Genomic DNA, 19,936 nt, shown 5'->3' with positions numbered 1-19,936 from the left:
TCCTTAATTGACTAGCTTGCCTTCACTACTTGACCAAGATGGCATCAAAGTATTGGACGGAAGATCTTCATCAAGAAGTTTTCGTGCTGTCTCGACACCTGCAACGGGTAAGCCTGTTGGGTCTAATAAACCAATTTGAACAAGTACAGATGCTTGGTCCCAGTAAATATGCTCATGACACAGCTTTGAACCTCTGAACTGAATTACACCTAACATTGGTATTTCGACATATTTACCAGTTGGTTTTACACCCGGTAATAACCAGTCAATTTCAGCGTCGTGGGTAAAGCTCATAATGAATTCGTCTACCACTTGCGTTGAGCCAACCGTACGAGAGATTGAAGTAATCTTCATATCTTTTGGGTTTTGATGAACAAAGTGATATTGATAAAAACGAGCAAGCTGGCTTTGGCCTACACCGCCAGTCAAGGTTGGGATATGGTTGACATAAGGTTCTGCAACCATTGTTGCCATGGTTGCTGGGACGTCACGCGTATCGAACTCATGACGAATATGCTCTTCCCATAGTGCAACTAGGTCATATTTCGGCCCAATTATTTCATGTAGAGCTGTTACTGTACGCTCGTGAGCGAAGCGTGCTGAAGGTTTGTGGTAATGGTTGCTTTTTGGTCGTGCAAAGGCATGATCAACGCCTTCGTAAACATAAGCTTGTACATTTGAATATTGGTTAGCTGCATCGACAATCGCTTGTCTCACATCTGGCGGTGTAAATTGGTCCAGTTCTGCAATATGTAAAACCAAACGTCCTTTTACGTTAGCTAACTCATCTAACGCTTTTTCAATGCCTACACCGTAATAACCTACGGCACATGCCACATCAGAAAGTCTGCAGCCTGCCAAATAAGCTAGCTTTCCACCTAAACAATAGCCCACTACGCCGAGACCTGTAGAGATATCACATTCTGGTCGTGTCTTTAGAAAAGCTAAGCTGTCTTGAATATCTTCAACACCAAGGTTTTCGTCATATTGTTGATAAAGTTCAAAAGCTTTTTGAAAATCATCTGGTGTATAACCGAGTTCAATATTAGGTGATATACGCCAAAATAGATCAGGAACCAAAACGGTATAGCCTTCTTCTGCAAGAAAATCTGCCTTTTCCCGCATTGCTGCATTCACCCCAAAGATTTCCTGACAAAGCACCACACCAGGTCCTTTTCCTGTTTCTGGTGTCGCTAGATATGCACTGAACTGCTTTCCAGATGCAGTTTGAATTTGAATGGTTTGACCAGCCATAGTGTCAACTCCTGACATTGTTATGGCTTTATCTTCTATCTGAAAATTTTTTTAGACTGTCCAAAAGCTGCAAGCATTATCCAATCTCTGCGCAATTATCAAAATCAAACAAACTGGATAGAAAAATTAAAAATAAGAAACACCTATATTTCAAATGATTAAATTAAAAAATGAAATGAATGCTTTTTATCTCATTTGGAAAAAATGGATGAATATTCGGACTTATTGGATAGTGAATATTGGTTAAAAATAATTCAATTAAAGACTCAGGTTTTGTAACGAATACATTGAATTACTCAGGGAATTAAATAATTTTAAGAAGGAATACATATGAAAACGATAGATGCAAACACGATTATCAATCGCGAAAAACTGTCTCCACTACAGTGGATAGTTTTTATCCTAGGCTTTTGTGTCTTTTTCTGTGATGGTCTAGATACAGGAATTATTGGTTTTGTTGCACCGGCATTATTGGATGATTGGGGAATTACCAAGCCTCAACTTGCTCCCGTTTTAAGTGCTGCTTTAGTCGGTATGTCAATTGGTGCAATCATTTCTGGCCCCTTAGCCGATAAATTTGGCCGTAAAGGTGTTATTGTTTTTACAAGCCTTTTGTTCTCAATATTTACGATTTTGTGTGGCTTTGCTAATTCAACTCAAGACTTAATGATTTATCGCTTTATTACTGGCGTAGGTTTAGGCGCAGCTATGCCAAACATTAGTACCATTGTCTCAGAATATATGCCTGTAAAACGTAAAGCATTTCTCACAGGGCTTGCTGGCTGTGGATTTATGCTGGGTATTTCTTGTGGCGGTGTGTTATCAGCTTATCTGTTAGAAAGCTATGGCTGGGCCAAAGTGATTATTATTGGCGGAAGTATTCCCCTAATTTTAGTGGTTGCTTTATTACTTAAATTACCTGAATCAACTCAATACTTAATTACACGTCATCAACAAGATAAAGCACAGCGTATTTTAGAAAATATTCAAGGCCATTCCTTCCAAGAGCCAGTAAAACTTATTTTAGCTCAAGCAGAAAATCCTTCAGATGAAAATCCGGTTAAAGTGGTTTTAGGAAAATACCTGTGGAGTTCAAGCATGCTTTGGATCTGCTGTTTTACCAGTCTTTTGGTGTTCTATCTTTTAACAAGCTGGATGCCAACAATTTTAAAAACAGCAGGTTTCAATACCCAACAGTTTAGTTTAATTGCTGCGATTTTCCCTTTTGGTGGTGTAATTGGCGCAACCATTATGGGATGGTACATGGATAAACTGAACCCAACTACAGTGATTAAATATTCATATCTCATCGCTTTCAGCCTATTTATTGTTGCTGGTCTAGTGAGCTCAAATATTTTCTTATTAGGCCTTACTATCTTCTTAATTGGTGCATTACTGGCTGGTGCACAGTCTTCATTACTGCCACTTGCAGCTATGTTCTACCCAGCGGTATGCCGCGCGGTTGGTGTTTCATGGATGCATGGTATTGGTCGTATTGGTGCAATTTTAGGTGCTTTCTTTGGCTCACTCATTTTCACCTTTAACTTAAGTTTAAGCGGTATTTTCTTTATTCTCGCTTTACCAACTTTCATCTCATTTATTGCACTTAGCTTGAAAGTAATTTATGAGAAATCTAAACACAAACAGGTGTTAAAGCTCGAAGAAAGTCTATAAACATTAATCGATAAATAAAAAAAACTGATTTAATTACTTAAATCAGTTTTTTTATTGTGAAAGTTAAATATCAGAAAATTTTGCCTTTAGTCTCACTTGGATTTTCGCCAAACTCTTCACGATATTCTTGAGAAAAACGACTTAAATGATTAAAGCCCCAGTCATAGGCAAGCTTTGAAATAGAAACCTTTTTATCTGCTCCTGTAGTGCTCAAGATTTTGTAAATTTGTTGGAGTCGATATTTTTTCAAATACGACATTGGGCTGGTGCCGTAGTACTGTTGAAATTCGTCATACAATTTTGATTTTGAAACCCCAGCCAACCGTTGCAAGTCTTCTGCACAGATTTCTTCGTGAGCATGTTCAATAATAAAATTACGAACCTTACGAATATAAGCTGGCTCATCTTGATATGAAAGTGACTTTAAAGCTTCAGAGTAGTTGTTTTCTTGAGATAATAGTAAGGCTTTAATTACAAAATTTTCATAGTCTTCAGATAACATCTGCAAACCATAAAAATTGCTATATTTCGATTTTAGCTGTAAAAAATTCTGAATATTCTTCCACCATGCGCCAATCAGTTGCTCAGAGTCTAAGTGCATTTCAGGGTTAAAAATGATAGGCGTTTCTATAGGTTTATTCAGTAAATCTGCAAGGACAATCTGCATACTTCGCTCAGGAATAACCACCTGAAATTTTCTACAGTCTTTATCGATAATCAGATCTTGTTGATCATTATTTGAAACAATTAGGCCTCTGTTTTCATCAGATTGATAATGTGCACCACGAATGTTGAGAGCTTGTCGCCCCTGTATAGGTAAACTAATGCTATACGCTTTTAAATTTGAGATGTTAATAGCGACATTTGCACCATAACTGATTGTGCCGATTGCCATTTTTTTATTAGGCAAACGCATTCCGTCATAATGGAAATCGAGATTGTCTTTATAAATCGTGTCTAGACGGTGTTCACCACAAATTGTGGACATCAGATTCTGCGCAAATTCAGCTTTGCGTGAATAATGATTGAGTTCCATCTGTTGGCTGAGTGATATCATATCCTTTTCACCTAGCTAAAACTTATTGCTAAAAAAGCAACTTGTATGCCAATTAATACCCTTTAATTGACGAGTTTTCCTGAAAGTATCTAATCAGGACATGCGTAAATATTACTTTCTCATACTCTATTAAATTTTAAAAATGGAAATAAGTTAAATACCTTTAAAGTATAAATTTATACCTTAACGAACTTATTTTATTCGTTTTTTTTATAACAAGTTATAGTAGAGATAAAACATTATTTTGAACAGTAGACGATCGTAAATTTTTAATGAATAAAAAAACCGCTTATATAAAATAAGCGGTTTTTATAAAACAATTAAATTATTGGGCCGTATAACCGCCATCCATCACGACAGCTTGGCCTGTTACCCCACCTGCTTTTTCGCTTGCGAGGAAAATTGCATAGTCAGCGATTTCTTCAACAGATAGCAAACGCTTTTGAGGAACCATTGCCAAAATTACATCTTCAAGTGCACTGTCTAAACTTACATTACGGGTTTTAGCCAAATCTGCAATTTGCCCACGAACCAATGGTGTATCTACATACCCCGGACATAAAGCATTTACTGTAATACCGTCACGTGCACATTCTAATGCGGCAACTTTTGTTAGACCAATTACGCCGTGTTTAGCACTGTTATAGCCTGCCTTTCCAGCGAAACCAATCAAGCCATTAATTGAAGCCATATTAATAATACGACCATATTTTTGAGCTTTCATGATTGGGAAAACATGTTTAATACCAATAAATGCCCCTGTTAACATAACCTGAACTAACTTTTGAAAAACGGCCGTTGGAAACTCTTCAATAGGCGCAACATGTTGGAAACCAGCATTATTAATTAAGATATCAACCGTACCAAAGGTCTTTTGAGTCAGCTCAATTGCTTGTTTATAAGCGTCTTCATCAGTTACATCACATGGTGCAGATAAGGCATCAAAACCTTGCTCTTTAAGTGAGTTCGCCGTTTCTTGGCATTTTTCGGCATTCATATCAGAAATGACAACTTTGGCACCTTCTTGAGCAAATTTCTTAGCAATCTCTAGACCGATACCACTTGCAGAACCTGTAATAAAAGCAACTTTACCGTCTAAAAGTTTAGTCATCTATTTACTCCTTAATACTTATAACGTGCTGATTTAAACAATACCCGTTACGGTAAAGACCGTAATCACCACAAATACTGCTAATGTTTTAATTACCGTAACTGCAAATATATCTTTATACGATTGTTTATGGGTTAAACCTGTAACAGCGAGTAAAGTAATGACAGCACCATTGTGCGGTAAGGTATCCATACCACCTGACGCCATCGCAACTACACGGTGCATAACTTCTGGTGGAATACCCACAGCTAAAATCGCGGCGTTATAATGTTCAGCCATCGCACTTAAAGCGATACTCATACCACCAGAAGCTGAACCGGTAATACCTGCTAAAACAGTTGTCGTCACCGCCCCATTTACTAAAGGATTTGTAAAAGTACTGCTCATTGCATGACTAATCATGGCAAAGCCCGGTAATGACGCAATAATGGCACCGAAACCGTACTCAGAAGCCGTATTCATCACGGCTAAAAGTGAGCCGCCGATACTCGCATTAATACCTTCTTTAAAGTTCGTTACTACACGTTGGTAATCAAACAAAATTGCAGTAATAATCCCTACAATGAGCGCAAGTCCAACCGCCCATATCGCACCAGTTTTCGCAACATCTACGGTGTAATCAGCTAGACCAACTGAGGCAAAATCAAAGCCATTTGGATACCATTCTTTGATTGCTTTAGATAAATATTTGTTCATTACTGCAACAAGAATGAGCGGTACAAATGCTAGAAACTGACGAGCCGAACTTCCATTATTTTGCAAGTTCATATCAGCTTCAACTTCTTGAGACGGTGTATTGTCTATACCAAAACCAGAGAATCCTTCCCCCGCTTTTGCAGCAGCGCGGCGACGCCATTCTAAGTAACTTAAACCCATGCATAGAACAAAAATAGCACCAATAATTCCTAGAAATGGTGCGGCATAAATATTGGTACCAAAAAAAGTGGTTGGAATTACGTTCTGGATTTGTGGCGTACCTGGCAATGCATCCATAGTGAATGTAAATGCACCCAGCGCGATGGTCCCCGGAATTAAACGTTTTGGAATATTCGCTTGTCTAAATAACTGATTGGCAAAAGGATAAATGGCAAATACAGCAACAAATAAACTAACACCGCTGTATGTTAAAATTGCACCTAGTAATACAACCGTTAAAATTGCTTTTTTTGCGCCAATCCATCTCACAATGGTTCGAGCGATAGACTCAGCAATCCCTGACATTTCAACGACTTTACCAAAAATTGCCCCGAGCAAAAACACAAGAAAGTAATCTTTAATAAAGTTCACCATTTTGGGCATAAAGACACCCGAATAAAACGGTAAAACATTGGCTGGGTTAATGAGTAAAACTGCAAGTAAGGCACAAATTGGTGCCATGAGAATGACAGAAAAGCCCTTGTAAGCTGTATACATTAACAGCCCAAGCGAAAGTAGAATTACAAATAATTCCCACATATATTCTTTCTCCCTAAAGAATAGATATTAGGTTCAATAAAATTACCAAAAGATATTTAGGTTATCCCAAACCTAAAATGATAAAAATCACAATATCCACGATTGGTAATAGATAAATGAGCTTAAAAATAAAATATCACTAAAATATTTAAAAACAATGTAATTTATTTAAATTTTAAAATATCAATAAAATACAGGTACTTATATAAATCTTCTAGTAAAACAAATTATTTAAAAGCCATTATTAATTTATAAAACTTATTAATTATTGAGTAAATTAAATTAATAATTTCATATTATTTAGTAAAGACAATTAAATAATATATTTTTTAAAATAATTTAGTAGATTTTCATAATTTAATCTTAAGAAAATAGTGAGAAAGCTGTATCTTAAACATCAAATCGCTATCCTCCCTACATTAAAAACTAGTCTTTACTAATTTATTAATTTGAATTTTTTGAGAGCTATTTATAGATTGAGCCAAAGGCTTTTTAAAGAGACTGGTTCTGAAATGACTTATCAGTAAGAATGAATGAAAAACAAACATAAACACATAAAAATTTAATGAATGGTCATATTTTTTTATGAATAAATTAGGGTCTAATTATAGCAAAGGCGTTAAAATATAAAACTTTAATTACTGCGACCAACCTACGAGTCCAATAAAGATGAAGAAAAAGATATTGTTTACAGGAAGTATATTGCTGACTTCTCTATCTGCCTCAGCTACACCATTAAAGTTACCTGATGACTGGACGCAAAATACTCAGCCATTCCAAATTACTGAAAATATATACTATGTAGGTACTCACGGTCTTGGAACCTATTTATTGACCTCTGATCATCAAGCTTTATTGATAGATACAGGTCTTCCGGAAAATACAGAGCAAATAGAGCAGAATATTAAAAAATTGGGTTTTAAGTTATCAGATGTAAAAATTATGGTTACAAGCCATGCTCATTGGGACCATGTAGGTGCACTTGCCCGCATTAAACAAGACACTGGCGCCAAATTAATTGCTATGCAGCAGGATGTTAAGGCTTTAGAAATAGGAAAACCAATAGGTGAAAACACCTTCCAAAGTATTCCTTTTACTCCAGTTAAAGTTGATAAAGTCATTCACGATGGAGAAGTAGTTAAACTAGGGAAATTAAAACTAAAAGCTACTCTTACCCCAGGCCATACTCCGGGTTGTACAACTTGGTCAACTGAAGTTAAATCTAATGGTAAGAATCTAAATGTTGTTTTCCCTTGCAGTCTCTCTGTTGCTGGCAATGTTTTACAAAATAATCATCAATATCCAAATATTGTAGAAGATTATCGTCAGAGTTTTAAGCGTTTAAAAAATATGAAGGCAGACATTGTGCTTACTAGCCATCCAGAAGTTGCAGATGTTATGGGAAATAAAGCGCGCAAAGATGCAGGTCAAGTTAATGCATTTATTCAACCAGAAAAACTTTCTGCTATTGTAAAAGATGCAGAAATGGCATTTGAAAAATCATTAGTTAGTAGTAAGCCGTAAATGTAAAATAGTACTATTTAGATTTAATATAAATTTAAAAGCCCTGATTGTGCAGGGCTTTTTTAGAAACTTTAATATCATCACCCTTCAACATTTTCTTTTTGGATCTATATCCAATCAAAAAATATATTTTTGGTTAAACTTGATATTGATCCGCTTTCAAATTGGGTTGATCTACAAGTAATTCAATAAAAGATGGGATTGAATTAGTGTTAAGTAAATACGGATTAAACTCATCAACATGATGATGAAAAAAGAAATCTTTTATTTTGGTATTTATAGGCGCAAATTTCATACTCCAATGTTTAAATAACCGCTGTTCGGACGGTTCCAAAAAGATGATTTCGCAGTTTTGATGTCTCGAATCTTTCAAAATTGATTTATAAAATAGCGTCTCAACTTGTTCTTTCTCCCCTTCTAAGTATTGTAAGAAGTATCCATTACCATAGTAAAGCACACCAGTAATGTCATTTTGAGAGTTGAATTTGACTGCTTCTGTGAGGATATCAATTAAATCTTGTTTTATTTGACTATGTTCACTATTGGTTTTACTTGCATACATAAAGCCTATTAAACTCATAGCGATAACTCGAAGATAAATGTCAACGTGCATTCTGACACTTAGATATAAGCCTTACAATGCAACCTACTTAAAACCTTGTATTTCAAGAGTAAAGATTATTATCATTTTGAAAATGACAAACTTTAACAAGTAGAAATGTTTTGTAAATGAATGCCAACCTAACCAATTAACCAGAAAATCTTATTTCAAGTACACTTAAAACCTGTTTTTTAATTTGTGGCGGTCTAATGGAGAACCATGAAATTATTCTTCAAGACGAACACCATAAACAGCTTAAGATTGTCAAAGTTCAAGATGTTCGTTTTGATACTCATACACTGAACCATAGCTACCAATGGTTATGGGTATTTGATCATAGCTCAGAGTTTTTTCCATTTGAGCTGTGGGATCAACTCGACAGTGCAACCGTCCATCAAAAACTAAAGCTGAATAATCAGGTCTTTAAGATTATTAAGATTTTGACAAAGAAAACCAAATTAAGATATTCGTGATCAAAACTTTCTTTAACTAATTTTAATTAATAGAGAAGCTCCCGAAAGTGAGCTTTTCAAAACATTGTCTAGTGTAAAATTATTAATTTAGCGTACGTAATTAGGGTGTAACCATTAAGCCAGTGAGAGCTCCTTCTGGACTTAAAAAACCATTAACTGATTGTCCCTACAGCACACAGCTGCTTAATCAGACGATAAAGAAAATTTTATTTATAGGAATTTTCATCAAAAATATTCCGTAATAATAATTTTAAAGCAGTTAATGATTCTTAGTTCAATTAAGAAAAAACCCACTTAATAATGAGTGGGTTTAATCAAAACTTAATGAATATTAACTTTAATTAACTCATTGGCGTAGAGATTTTTAATCTCTTATTTCATTCGAGTTAGTCTTAAGTTAAAGTCAGATGGAAGTAAGATTCGATATTCGATCTCTGCCCCAGGTTTGACTTCTGTTTCTTGAGAAGTTGCAATATTAGGACACATCCCTGCACCAGTTTCTAATCTAAAAATATAATATTTAGGCTCAAGATAAATTGTAGCTATTTCATTTGAGCGAATTGAAAATACCTTTTCATTATTAACATAAATATCATGAGTACAGCCAGAACCCAAAAAACCTTTATCTCTTAAGAACGTAACTTTTGCTTGTTCAGGAGTGTGTTTCTTTAAATAATTCTGATTATACACTCTCTCATTAGGTATTGGTTTCGCTGTATTTGAAACAACAGGACTTGTTGAACACCCAATTAAACTCAAAACTAATCCTAAAAAAATAATCTTTTTCATGATATTATCCACTTTAATAATGAGTTAAATTTAACAGTTAAGAATAATAAAAACCACCCGAAGGTGGTTTAATCAATTTACAAACTATTATGAATCTCTACAGTTCAGTTTTTAAAGTAGGCATTGGCGGTAAAAAATCTGATTTTATCAGTTGATCTGTATCATAGAGTTCTAAACTCACAGGACCTGCGGCATATGGAGCCAATTCGTAAAGCTGAAAATCAAATGTAATCCCGCCTGATTGATTAATATAGAAATTTTCACTTACTTTAAAGTCTTCTTTACTAATATAAGGCTGCATATCTTTTTCTTGACACCAATATCCGTATTGTTTCCACAATTCTTCTTTAAGCGCATTCATCTTTCCATTGATAACAATATCTTTTAATTCAATGCGTTTTTTGACTTTTTAAGTCAAAAATATAATCTTCAAAAGTTGCTATACCATGAGCCCCGCCAGAATATTCTGAACTTACTTTCGAAATTTGCACATATTGACCAAACTGTCCATTAAAGCGATAAACCACATTCTGTGACCAGTTATTAAACCCTTCAGCTTGGGTTTGATTTAGTTGCTTTTGCTTTTCTGAAGGAGGTATAAGAGCATCTGCATAATCTTTACGGATTTCCTTATCGATTACTTGATCAATCCATTCAATATTACTTTTAAGTGCAATCGCTTCTTTAGAGGTACATACAATTCCATCAACATCTGGATTTGGAGCACAAATTTTGGGTTGTTGAAACTTCACAAGAAAATTACGTACTAGCATAGCAGGAATTATATTTTCTTCTTTTGGTGGCTGTTCAGTTGCTTTTATAGTAGAGGTTTTTTCCATTTTTTCTGTTGGTTTTTCCTCTGCTTTTTTTATACATCCACTCAATACAAGTGGTACTACCATTAAGCCAAGAATAGTTTTATTCATCAATTATACCCTTACATAATTTATTTATCTTTTAAATTAAATTTTAAAGAATTTAAAAATTCATAGATATATTAATTGAAATTAGAATGACTTTATATGTTGATATTTTTTGAAAATAAATTTTGAAAAAATAATATTTATTTAATACAATAGTGAAGTAAGATATTGATAAGAAAACAAAATATGATGTGGATTAAATTTATATTGTATCCTTTGGGGATGTTTGTACTGTGGCAAACTATTTTCCTAATTGAACAAGTTTCCTTAGAAAGCTTAAATGCACCAAAATTACTTATGACTATAATTACACTTATTATAAATTGGGGAATGCAAATTTTGATTGGATATAAAATTGCTCAATTAGCACCAAAACATAAATTGATAGTAAGTACGACCTATATTATCTTTTTTACGTTTATGATCACTATCTATTCTATAACTATATTATTAGAGGGTTTGAAAGTTGCCCCTCAAAAAATTTGGATGTGTTATTTATTTTTTCATCTAATTGGCATGTTCATATATTTTGCAAATAATAAGGATGAATTTTGCTGGAACGACTTACTAAAGTAGCTAGTATTTTTAATAGTTATTGCTTATTCCATATTAAGTAAGAATTTGATCATTCTTTTTCATAATTTTTTGTCAAAAAACATCATTTTAGGCAAATTTTCGTATAAATTACTCTTCTAGGTAAGTTGAGTAATTTAAAGGAAAGAAATGACGCTTAAACAACTAAAAGCTTTTTTAGCCCTTGCACGTACACTCAACTATGCCAATGCTTCTTTAGAGTTACATTTAAGCCAATCAGCTTTAAGTCTCACCATCAAAAGTTTAGAAGAAGAGTTAGGCGGTAAACTGTTTAACCGTAATACACGCCGTGTTGAGCTTACCCAAGAAGGCAAATCCCTCATTCCGTATGCAAAAAAATTACTCGCCAATTGGGATGAAATGGAAAATGATGTCAAACAACGCTTTAAGCTTAATCGGGGAACTTTAAGTATTGCATCTATGCCTTTTGTGACTCACGCAATTTTGCCTGAAGTAATTCACCAGTTTTTAGCACTTCACCCCAATCTTAATTTTTCAATTCACGATATTCCAAATGAGACCATTATAGAAAAAGTTCAGGATGGTATTTTTGAGCTTGGTATTTGTTTTGAACCAGATCTCACCGAAGGTTTAGAGTTTAAACCCCTATTTGAAGAAGATTTCTTGGCTCTATTGCCAAAGACTCATCCACTTGCTCAATCATCTTCTATTACATGGCATGAGCTTTGTTCAAACCCATTTGTGACCTTACAGAAACCTTCAATTGTTCGATATTTAGTGGAGCAAAATTGTTTGCGAAATAATATAACGCTCGATTTAAAAGTGGAATGTCATCAAATTTCATCACTCTCAAGTTTTGTGGCTTACGGTATTGGAGTAAGTGCAATTCCAAGACATTTTGCCAAACACGTTGATAAGGAACATAACGTACTGATTGATTTAAAAGATGAAGCCATTCATAAAACAGTAGGAATTGTTTATAAAAAGAACTTTGAAATTTCAAATATTTCTGCTCAATTTATTGAAGCACTGGTTCAATATAAATTTTAAAAAATTAAAGACTGTCTTTTAAGATGAATTAAGCACACGTTTAAAATAAATTTATTAATTATTATATTTTTCAGTATATTGCAATCAGTTTTTAACATTTTTTGCTCAGTGTAAAACTTTTTTTTTGTTGAGAGTTTGATACCATTCATTGATTATACTTATTAATCCTTTAAAAAAATTAACTTCTATAACGCAAAATGTGATGCTAAAACTAAATTACTAAGGGATATAGGAAAACAACAGAATGAATAAAGTTTATGCCAATGCAGAGGCAGCACTGAAAGATGTTATTGCAGATAATCAAACACTTGCTGTAGGCGGTTTTGGTTTATGCGGAATTCCTGAAAAACTGATTATTGCAGTTAAGCAAAGTGGCGTGACTGGTCTCACATGTATTTCTAATAATGCAGGTGTAGATGATTTTGGTTTAGGTATTTTGCTTCAAACCAAACAGATCAAAAAAATGATCTCTTCTTATGTTGGTGAAAATAAAGAATTTGAGCGCCAGTATTTAAATGGTGAACTAGAAGTTGAACTAACTCCACAAGGTACCTTAGCTGAAAAGTTACGTGCAGGAGGCGCTGGAATTCCTGCATTTTACACACAAACTGGCGTAGGTACACTCATTGCCGAAGGTAAAGAAGAACGTACTTTTCATGGCAAGAACTACATTCTAGAAGAGTCGTTAACAGCAGATGTGGCTCTTGTTAAAGCATATAAGGCAGACAAGGCAGGTAATTTAGTTTTTCGTAAAACTGCTCAAAATTTTAACCCTGAATGTGCAATGGCTGGAAAAATTACAATTGCGGAAGTTGAACAGGTGGTTGAAATTGGTGAATTGGATCCAGATGAAATCCACTTGCCAGGTATCTATGTAAACCGCATCGTATTAAATGCATCACCTGAAAAACGTATTGAGCATAAAACTTTAAGCACGGAGGCAGTATAAAATGGCTTGGTCACGTAATGAAATGGCACAACGTGCTGCAAAAGAACTTGAAGATGGTTTTTATGTCAATTTAGGTATTGGCTTACCTACTCTTGTTGCCAATTATATTCCTGAAAATATTAATGTTTGGCTTCAATCTGAAAATGGCTTATTAGGTATTGGTGAGTTTCCAACCGAAGAAACTGTTGATGCAGATTTAATTAATGCCGGGAAACAGACGGTTACTGCTCGTCCTGGTGCAGCCTTTTTCTCAAGCTCAGAATCTTTTGCCATGATTCGTGGTGGCCATGTCAACATTGCAATTTTAGGTGCGATGGAAGTTTCTGAAAAAGGTGACTTAGCGAACTGGATGATTCCGGGTAAGAAAGTCAAAGGTATGGGCGGTGCAATGGACTTGGTTGTTGGTGTCCAAAAAGTTGTGGTTCTAATGGAACACTGTGCAAAAGACGGTACACCAAAAATCGTGAAAAGCTGTAGTTTGCCTTTAACAGGTAAAGGTGTTGTTCATCGCGTGATTACAGACTTAGGTGTAATGGATATTACGCCACAAGGTGTAGAGCTCATTGAACTAGCTAAAGATGTTACGCTCGAACAAATTCAAGCTGCTACAGGTGTTGAGTTTTATAAAACCTTAGTTGCGTAAATTCTAAGATTTAGTTAGCTGTACAAGACTCAAGTTAGTAAGTGAGCTTGGGTCTTAACCCTTTTAAGCACCGGATGTGCTGTTTATAAATAAGAACGAGAAGGATTTTTCAGTTATGGAAAAACAGCAAGGAATTTTTGAAAGATTTGCGCTTCGGATTAGTGAATGGTCTGAAAAATGGTTTCCTGATTCATATATTTTTGCTCTGCTTGGCGTCATTATTGTCTCTGTCGCTGCTTTAGCTATTGGCGCCCCAATCCACGATGTGGCCACTTCATTTGGTAATGGCTTCTGGAGTCTTATTCCCTTTACCCTGCAAATGACGATGCTCATTATTGTAGGTTATGTCGTTTCTGTATCTAAGCCCGTAAAATTCCTGATCCAAAAAATGGCACGTATTCCAAATTCTGGTCGTGGTGCTATTGTTTTAGTAGCAACTGTAAGCTTATTAATTTCTCTGGTGAATTGGGCTGTTAGTACAATTCTTACTGCACTTTTAGTAATTGCATTAGCAAAACGTAAAGAGCTGAATATGGATTATCGTGCTGCTGCGGCAGCCGCAATCATTGGTATGGGAGCAACTTGGGCGCTTGGAATTAGTTCATCAGCAGCACAGCTTCAAGCCAATAAAACCAGTTTACCTGAGTCAATTTATAACCTGACTGGTGTTATTCCATTTACCGAAACTATTTTCCTTTGGCAATCAATTGCTATGACCATTATTTTGGTGATTGTTTCAATTGCAATTGCTTACTGGTCAGCTCCAAAAGGTAATAATGTTAAAACAATTGATAGTTTTGATGTGCAGTTTGAAGAAGACAAACCACATGAGGAAAAATCGACACGCCCAGGCGACTGGTTAGAAAACTCACCTATTTTAACGATTATTGTGGTGGCTTTAGGCTTAATCTGGATGTTTTTTGAATTTTCAAAAAGTAATCCAATTATTGCGATTTCAAGCTTAAATACATACAACTTTGTGTTTTTAATGCTTGGTTTAGCTTTACATGGCACACCACGAAACTTCTTAAATGCTGTCGCAAAAGCAGTTCCAGCCGTATCAGGAATTTTAATTCAGTTTCCACTTTACGGAAGTATTGCATTTATTATGACCCAAGCTTTAAATAGCCAAGACTTATCGCTGTCACATTATATTGCCGAGTTTTTCGTTTCAATCGCATCAAAAGAAACCTTTGCGATTGTAATGGGAGTTTACTCTGCGGTACTTGGATTCTTTGTACCGTCAGGTGGTGGAAAATGGATTATTGAAGCCCCATATGTTATGCAAGCAGCAAATGATTTAAAGGTTCATTTGGGCTGGTCTGTACAAATTTATAATGCAGCCGAAGCTTTACCAAACTTAATCAATCCATTTTTTATGCTTCCAATGTTAGGCATTTTAAAACTAAAAGCAAAAGATGTGATTGGTTTTACAGTGACTCAGCTCGTTGTGCATTTTCCTTTAGTTTTATTCTTGCTGTGGTTCTTTGGTAGAACGCTCAGCTATACCCCTCCAACTTTTTAATTTAGTGGCGCCTTTAGTTTAGGCTAAAGGCAAATTTAGCAAATAAACCAATAAGAGATATTAAGATGAGTTCAATTGTTATAGTTTCAGGTAGCCGTACTGCAATGGGTGGTTTTCAGGGTAGTTTATCTTCTCTAACTGCTCCAGAACTTGGCGCTGCTGTCATCCGTGAATCGATCCAACGTGCAGGTGTTAAACCTGAACAAGTAGATGAAGTGATTTTCGGTTGCGTACTTAGTGCTGGTATTGGTCAAGGTCCTGCTCGTCAAGCCATGCGTAAAGCTGGTGTGCCTGATCATGTCGGAGCTGTGACCATTAATAAACTTTGCGGCTCTGCAATGAAAGCGGTGTTAATGGCATCAGATACCTTAAAAGCAGGCAGTGCCAATATTATTGTGGCTGGCGGCATGGAATCTATGACAAATGCACCTTATATTTTGCCTAAAGCTCGCGGTGGTTATCGTATGGGACACGGTGAAATTAAGGACCATATGTTTTTAGATGGCCTTGAAGATGCAGAAACAGGTCGTTTAATGGGTTCTTTTGCGCAAGACATGGCAAACACCAAAGGCTTTACCCGTGAGCAAATGGATGACTTTGCAATTTCTTCACTTAAAAAAGCGCAAACTGCGATTACGGAAGGTTATTTCAAAGAAGAGATTGTTCCTGTTGAAGTAAAAACCCGCAAAGGTGTTGAAGTTGTTGATCAAGATGAGCAACCATTAAAAGCAAATCTTGAGAAAATTCCAACTTTACGCCCTGCTTTTAGCAAGGACGGTACAATTACAGCCGCTAACTCAAGCTCGATTTCTGATGGTGCTGCTGCATTAGTACTAACCACTGAAGAATATGCTCAAAGCCATGGGTTAAATACCTTAGCAAAAATTGTGGCAACTTCGACGCACTCTCAGCATCCAAGCGAATTCACAATTGCTCCAATTAGTGCAATTCAGAAAGTACTTGAGCGTGCTGGTTGGTCTGTTGATGAAGTAGATGCTTGGGAAATTAATGAAGCTTTTGCAATGGTGGCAATGGCACCAATTCATGAACTAGGTATTGATGAAGCTAAAGTGAACATCCATGGTGGTGCATGTGCATTAGGCCATCCAATTGGCGCTACGGGTTCAAGAATTATCCTTTCTCTTATTTATGCACTAAAACGCTTAGGTAAAAAGAAAGGCGTTGCGGCTCTATGTATTGGTGGTGGTGAAGCAACGGCCGTTGCGATTGAAATTTAATTCAAAATTATAAGAAGGTGTAAGGATTTTCTTACATCTTCTTTTTTATAAGTAAAATTCCTAAGCTGTTTTAAATAGCTCATAACAAGTTTGACGGAACCATTTATGGCTACTCTTATGGTGACAAGACATATGCCAATGTTGCTTAACGTCATAAGTTGGAAAATCAAGCGGTGCAGGTAAAATTTGTAAGTTCTCTCTAACCAATAAAACTTGGCTTAAATAATATGGAACAGTGGCAATCGCATCTGTTTCCTGAACGACTAGACCTACACCTAAGTAACTTGGTAAACGAATTAAAATATTTCGATCCAACCCTTTATTTTGTAGTTCATTTTTAATGTGATAATGCCCGATACCTGCATCAATATCGATATGATATTCGCGCATATAATCTTCTAAAGTAAAATTATTTGGATCTAAACGCGGATGGCTTTTTGAGCTAATCACAACATAGTGTTGACGAAAAAACTTCTGCTGATAAAAACCTTCTTCTAATTGTGGTAAGAAACCTATCGCCAAATCAATTTCACCATTTGCCATTTGATAGCTGGTTTCTGGCGTAATAGGTCTAATATTTAAACGGATGAGAGGTGCTTTTTCTTTTAAATAGTTGGTTAACTGAGGCAGTAAAACCAAATGTGACACATCAGTCATTGCAATCGTAAACAGCTGGTCTGATGTCAATGGATCAAAGTTCACATTAAAGTTATTAATACTTTCAACTTTATCAATAACTTCACTAATCAGAGGAAAAATCTGCTTTGCCAGTTCGGTCGGAATCATTTCATTGCCGACTCGAATAAACAAAGGATCATTAAAATGTTGACGAATTTTGTTTAGACCGTTACTTACACTCGGCTGTGTTAGACCAATAGCATCTGCAGCCATTGAAACACTTTTGAACCGATAAATATGATAAAAAATATTTAATAATCTACTGTCTAGATCAAACAAAATTGTCTCCGCTTGGACTTAATAATCCATTGAAATAAGTTCAAAAGCAGTTATAAATGATAGAAAAATTCTTCTACCCTACTTTTGACTTATTGAATTTTACTCTAAATTAGCAAAGAATTCAGACGAGGGGCAATGCTTTATCATGCCTTTCATCATAAAGACCCAAGCATAATCTACTTATTTGCTTAATTTATATATAAATATCGTGTACTTCACCCTTTGAATGAGTATGCGTTATAGTTCTTGCTGGGCTTTAAAACCATTCCATATTTGTTGTACCGATTTATTATCACTCAAATTATTTTTGAAAATATAAATATCTTGAGCAAGGCAATATTCTTGCTGATCTAAAATAACCAATTTCCCAGCTGCAAGGTCTTCTTCAACATTAATTTTCGGAATCCAAGCAACCCCTAGACCTTGTAAAACCAGCTCTTTTAAATTGGTGGCATTATCAGTTTCATATAACGTTTTATATACGAGCTTACCTTCAATAAGTTGGTCCACTAATTTTCTTAAGTATGCGTGTTTACTATACGCTAGTAGAGCAAAGTTACTTTGTATTGTATGTTTTGGGCTATGGTCGGGTTCAGTTGCAGAAACCGGTACAATGACCGTTTCAGCAATTTTAATACCACTTAAAATATCATCTCCAACTTTTCTAATATTGCTTTTATCTGCATAGCAAATCATGAAATCACAGGCGCCTTCTTTTAACAAAGATAGGCCTTCTCCACTATTCGTTGCGACAATTTCAATTTTTAAATCACGAATAAGAGTAGGAAATTTCTTTAAAAATGTTGTTAAAAAACCTGAAGCTAATGAGTGAACCACACAGAAACGAATGGTAGATTCAGTCTCATTCTTAATATTTTTAATAAGTTTTGCGGTCTCCTCTACCTGTTTTTCAATATTCTTAGACATCACTAATAAAATTCGGCCAATATCTGTAAATTCGATGTTGTTTTTGTTGTTCCTAATAATGACTTCAGCACCAATCATTTCTTCAATTTGTTGAATTCTTCGAGTAAATGCAGACTGGCTAATAAATCTTTTCTCGGCTGCTTTCGAAATCGAACGTTCACGTTCTAATGTGAGGAGATCCTCTACCCAACGGACTTCTAAATTCATCTTATCTATTCCCTTTTAGATTTGTAATTTTATTAATTGATATTTTTGGGAAGAAGCATAAATAAATTTAGGGATGAGAAAGAATGATAAAACATAGGGAGTACCTGCAAAAATGCGAGAAGTGAAAGGACAAAGCCAATCTATAAAATTAAGTATTTAATAATTTTGACATAGAAAAGAAGATAAGAAAATAATAGGTTTTGTTTTCACAAGACAAGAGATGAACATAAGTACAGTTCAGCTAAAAAAATTATTTAAATCAATTGATAAAAACCCATCATAAAATTAAATAAGTGATCTTAACAAGATAACTTTTAGAAATAAGCACGAAATTCTATTCGTACATTTTAATGATAAAAAAAGTCCGCACCTTGGGGAAGAATGCGGACTGTAAACTGTTTCAATAACCAATCTCTAAGTTATTGATTGAATTTTAAGAATCTTAAATTAATACACTATTCCACTATAAAAAGTATCTAAAAATCTAGTTTTAGACTCTTTCTCACTTCATCTAATCATCAAAAAAGAGAATTATTATTTACTCTTACTATAATTTGGTAAGGTAATAATTGATAAGTAAATGATTACCTTACCTCATTTCAGGATTTAAGCAGTATTAATAATTAATTGTATTTCATACAATATTTAAGGTAAGTATAAATTAATAAGATAATCCCGACTATTATACTAAAGTATCTATAGACTGACAGGGAGTGCATTAATTCATCAGTAAGAGCGATAATTCATCCACATAATGATCTATAGAAAATGAACTAATATTCACCAATTAAGTAGTATAACTTTCTTGAAATTTCAACCATCATGTTTGAGGTATATTGGCTGATTTCAAATATCTGTTTTTTCTGTGGGTTAAATACCATATTGTCTTTTTCATCACTAAAAAAAACATAAGTTGTGTATTTATCCATGTGATGAATATGCTCTTTCAAGCTTAGTTTTTCACCAGAGTTAGGGTCATATGCAATAAACTTCATTCTCATGCATTTGTCTCTTTACAGCGCTG

At 34.9% G+C, this 19,936-nt stretch carries 18 protein-coding genes and 1 pseudogene; 9 read left to right on the top strand and 10 right to left on the bottom strand.

Annotated features, from left to right (window positions below; genetic code table 11):
- Window positions 1–3 precede the first annotated feature (3 nt).
- Window positions 4–1,254, bottom strand: a complete 1,251-nt coding sequence (locus ABLC00_RS09150; RefSeq protein ID WP_004887275.1) for a dienelactone hydrolase family protein — start codon at window positions 1,252–1,254, stop codon at window positions 4–6.
- A 330-nt stretch (window positions 1,255–1,584) separates the two neighbouring features.
- On the opposite strand from ABLC00_RS09150, the gene ABLC00_RS09145 reads away from it, so the two are divergent.
- On the top strand, window positions 1,585–2,928 hold the full coding sequence (locus ABLC00_RS09145; protein WP_004887277.1) for an MFS transporter: 1,344 nt from the start codon (window positions 1,585–1,587) through the stop codon (window positions 2,926–2,928).
- 70 nt (window positions 2,929–2,998) lie between these two features.
- On the opposite strand, the gene ABLC00_RS09140 is transcribed toward ABLC00_RS09145, so the two are convergent.
- The 3 genes from ABLC00_RS09140 to ABLC00_RS09130 all read right to left on the bottom strand — a co-directional run bounded on the left by ABLC00_RS09140 (window position 2,999) and on the right by ABLC00_RS09130 (window position 6,551).
- A complete protein-coding gene (locus ABLC00_RS09140; protein ID WP_004887279.1) occupies window positions 2,999–3,985 on the bottom strand; it encodes an AraC family transcriptional regulator in 987 nt (328 codons plus the stop codon).
- A gap of 325 nt (window positions 3,986–4,310) precedes the next feature.
- The gene (locus tag ABLC00_RS09135; RefSeq protein ID WP_004887282.1) at window positions 4,311–5,096 is read right to left on the bottom strand and encodes a 3-hydroxybutyrate dehydrogenase; all 786 of its coding nucleotides are present in this window, start codon (window positions 5,094–5,096) and stop codon (window positions 4,311–4,313) included.
- Window positions 5,097–5,129: 33 nt separating this feature from the next.
- Window positions 5,130–6,551: a GntP family permease gene (locus tag ABLC00_RS09130; RefSeq protein ID WP_004887284.1), complete on the bottom strand. Its 1,422-nt coding sequence runs from the start codon at window positions 6,549–6,551 to the stop codon at window positions 5,130–5,132.
- A 669-nt stretch (window positions 6,552–7,220) separates the two neighbouring features.
- Here ABLC00_RS09130 and bla point away from each other — a divergent pair.
- Window positions 7,221–8,075 carry a putative subclass B3 metallo-beta-lactamase gene (gene bla / locus ABLC00_RS09125; RefSeq protein WP_006580921.1) on the top strand — a complete coding sequence of 285 codons (855 nt, stop codon included), beginning with the start codon at window positions 7,221–7,223 and terminating at the stop codon, window positions 8,073–8,075.
- A 136-nt stretch (window positions 8,076–8,211) separates the two neighbouring features.
- Here the strand turns inward: bla and ABLC00_RS09120 are convergent, their stop codons facing one another.
- Window positions 8,212–8,655 (bottom strand): BLUF domain-containing protein, encoded by a 444-nt coding sequence (locus ABLC00_RS09120; protein WP_004708845.1) that lies wholly within the window; start codon window positions 8,653–8,655, stop codon window positions 8,212–8,214.
- Between the two features lie 230 nt (window positions 8,656–8,885).
- On the opposite strand from ABLC00_RS09120, the gene ABLC00_RS09115 reads away from it, so the two are divergent.
- Window positions 8,886–9,149: a hypothetical protein gene (locus ABLC00_RS09115; RefSeq protein ID WP_006580922.1), complete on the top strand. Its 264-nt coding sequence runs from the start codon at window positions 8,886–8,888 to the stop codon at window positions 9,147–9,149.
- A gap of 372 nt (window positions 9,150–9,521) precedes the next feature.
- Here the strand turns inward: ABLC00_RS09115 and ABLC00_RS09110 are convergent, their stop codons facing one another.
- Window positions 9,522–9,938: a hypothetical protein gene (locus tag ABLC00_RS09110; RefSeq protein WP_002050243.1), complete on the bottom strand. Its 417-nt coding sequence runs from the start codon at window positions 9,936–9,938 to the stop codon at window positions 9,522–9,524.
- Between the two features lie 97 nt (window positions 9,939–10,035).
- Window positions 10,036–10,864 (bottom strand): annotated as a pseudogene (locus ABLC00_RS09105) (RsiV family protein).
- 183 nt (window positions 10,865–11,047) lie between these two features.
- On the opposite strand from ABLC00_RS09105, the gene ABLC00_RS09100 reads away from it, so the two are divergent.
- The 6 genes from ABLC00_RS09100 (at window position 11,048) to ABLC00_RS09075 (ending at window position 16,821) form a co-directional block, all read left to right on the top strand.
- The gene (locus ABLC00_RS09100; RefSeq protein WP_004887292.1) at window positions 11,048–11,437 is read left to right on the top strand and encodes a hypothetical protein; all 390 of its coding nucleotides are present in this window, start codon (window positions 11,048–11,050) and stop codon (window positions 11,435–11,437) included.
- A 147-nt stretch (window positions 11,438–11,584) separates the two neighbouring features.
- On the top strand, window positions 11,585–12,466 hold the full coding sequence (locus ABLC00_RS09095; protein WP_004887293.1) for a LysR family transcriptional regulator: 882 nt from the start codon (window positions 11,585–11,587) through the stop codon (window positions 12,464–12,466).
- 244 nt (window positions 12,467–12,710) lie between these two features.
- On the top strand, window positions 12,711–13,415 hold the full coding sequence (locus ABLC00_RS09090) for a CoA transferase subunit A (RefSeq protein ID WP_004887294.1): 705 nt from the start codon (window positions 12,711–12,713) through the stop codon (window positions 13,413–13,415).
- Between the two features lies 1 nt (window position 13,416).
- The gene (locus ABLC00_RS09085; RefSeq protein ID WP_004887295.1) at window positions 13,417–14,058 is read left to right on the top strand and encodes a 3-oxoacid CoA-transferase subunit B; all 642 of its coding nucleotides are present in this window, start codon (window positions 13,417–13,419) and stop codon (window positions 14,056–14,058) included.
- Between the two features lie 115 nt (window positions 14,059–14,173).
- A complete protein-coding gene (locus ABLC00_RS09080; protein ID WP_006580924.1) occupies window positions 14,174–15,583 on the top strand; it encodes a short-chain fatty acid transporter in 1,410 nt (469 codons plus the stop codon).
- A gap of 65 nt (window positions 15,584–15,648) precedes the next feature.
- Window positions 15,649–16,821: a thiolase family protein gene (locus ABLC00_RS09075; RefSeq protein WP_004887297.1), complete on the top strand. Its 1,173-nt coding sequence runs from the start codon at window positions 15,649–15,651 to the stop codon at window positions 16,819–16,821.
- Between the two features lie 60 nt (window positions 16,822–16,881).
- Here the strand turns inward: ABLC00_RS09075 and ABLC00_RS09070 are convergent, their stop codons facing one another.
- The 3 genes from ABLC00_RS09070 to ABLC00_RS09060 form a co-directional block, all read right to left on the bottom strand.
- On the bottom strand, window positions 16,882–17,778 hold the full coding sequence (locus ABLC00_RS09070; RefSeq protein ID WP_004887299.1) for a LysR family transcriptional regulator: 897 nt from the start codon (window positions 17,776–17,778) through the stop codon (window positions 16,882–16,884).
- A gap of 237 nt (window positions 17,779–18,015) precedes the next feature.
- Window positions 18,016–18,912, bottom strand: a complete 897-nt coding sequence (locus ABLC00_RS09065) for a LysR substrate-binding domain-containing protein (protein ID WP_002050172.1) — start codon at window positions 18,910–18,912, stop codon at window positions 18,016–18,018.
- A gap of 773 nt (window positions 18,913–19,685) precedes the next feature.
- Window positions 19,686–19,907, bottom strand: a complete 222-nt coding sequence (locus ABLC00_RS09060) for a hypothetical protein (RefSeq protein ID WP_000668585.1) — start codon at window positions 19,905–19,907, stop codon at window positions 19,686–19,688.
- Window positions 19,908–19,936 lie beyond the last annotated feature (29 nt).

It is taken from the genome of Acinetobacter nosocomialis (genome assembly GCF_041021905.1).
Classification (GTDB): Bacteria; Pseudomonadota; Gammaproteobacteria; order Pseudomonadales; family Moraxellaceae; genus Acinetobacter; species Acinetobacter nosocomialis.
This window is presented reverse-complemented; position numbering and strand designations above follow the sequence as displayed.

Coding starts and splice junctions, on each gene's coding strand:
- ABLC00_RS09150 (WP_004887275.1), bottom strand. CDS start 1,254: ATGGCTGGTCAAACCATTCAAATTCAAACTGCATCTGGAAAGCAGTTC.
- ABLC00_RS09145 (WP_004887277.1), top strand. CDS start 1,585: ATGAAAACGATAGATGCAAACACGATTATCAATCGCGAAAAACTGTCT.
- ABLC00_RS09140 (WP_004887279.1), bottom strand. CDS start 3,985: ATGATATCACTCAGCCAACAGATGGAACTCAATCATTATTCACGCAAA.
- ABLC00_RS09135 (WP_004887282.1), bottom strand. CDS start 5,096: ATGACTAAACTTTTAGACGGTAAAGTTGCTTTTATTACAGGTTCTGCA.
- ABLC00_RS09130 (WP_004887284.1), bottom strand. CDS start 6,551: ATGTGGGAATTATTTGTAATTCTACTTTCGCTTGGGCTGTTAATGTAT.
- bla (WP_006580921.1), top strand. CDS start 7,221: ATGAAGAAAAAGATATTGTTTACAGGAAGTATATTGCTGACTTCTCTA.
- ABLC00_RS09120 (WP_004708845.1), bottom strand. CDS start 8,655: ATGAGTTTAATAGGCTTTATGTATGCAAGTAAAACCAATAGTGAACAT.
- ABLC00_RS09115 (WP_006580922.1), top strand. CDS start 8,886: ATGGAGAACCATGAAATTATTCTTCAAGACGAACACCATAAACAGCTT.
- ABLC00_RS09110 (WP_002050243.1), bottom strand. CDS start 9,938: ATGAAAAAGATTATTTTTTTAGGATTAGTTTTGAGTTTAATTGGGTGT.
- ABLC00_RS09100 (WP_004887292.1), top strand. CDS start 11,048: ATGATGTGGATTAAATTTATATTGTATCCTTTGGGGATGTTTGTACTG.
- ABLC00_RS09095 (WP_004887293.1), top strand. CDS start 11,585: ATGACGCTTAAACAACTAAAAGCTTTTTTAGCCCTTGCACGTACACTC.
- ABLC00_RS09090 (WP_004887294.1), top strand. CDS start 12,711: ATGAATAAAGTTTATGCCAATGCAGAGGCAGCACTGAAAGATGTTATT.
- ABLC00_RS09085 (WP_004887295.1), top strand. CDS start 13,417: ATGGCTTGGTCACGTAATGAAATGGCACAACGTGCTGCAAAAGAACTT.
- ABLC00_RS09080 (WP_006580924.1), top strand. CDS start 14,174: ATGGAAAAACAGCAAGGAATTTTTGAAAGATTTGCGCTTCGGATTAGT.
- ABLC00_RS09075 (WP_004887297.1), top strand. CDS start 15,649: ATGAGTTCAATTGTTATAGTTTCAGGTAGCCGTACTGCAATGGGTGGT.
- ABLC00_RS09065 (WP_002050172.1), bottom strand. CDS start 18,912: ATGAATTTAGAAGTCCGTTGGGTAGAGGATCTCCTCACATTAGAACGT.
- ABLC00_RS09060 (WP_000668585.1), bottom strand. CDS start 19,907: ATGAAGTTTATTGCATATGACCCTAACTCTGGTGAAAAACTAAGCTTG.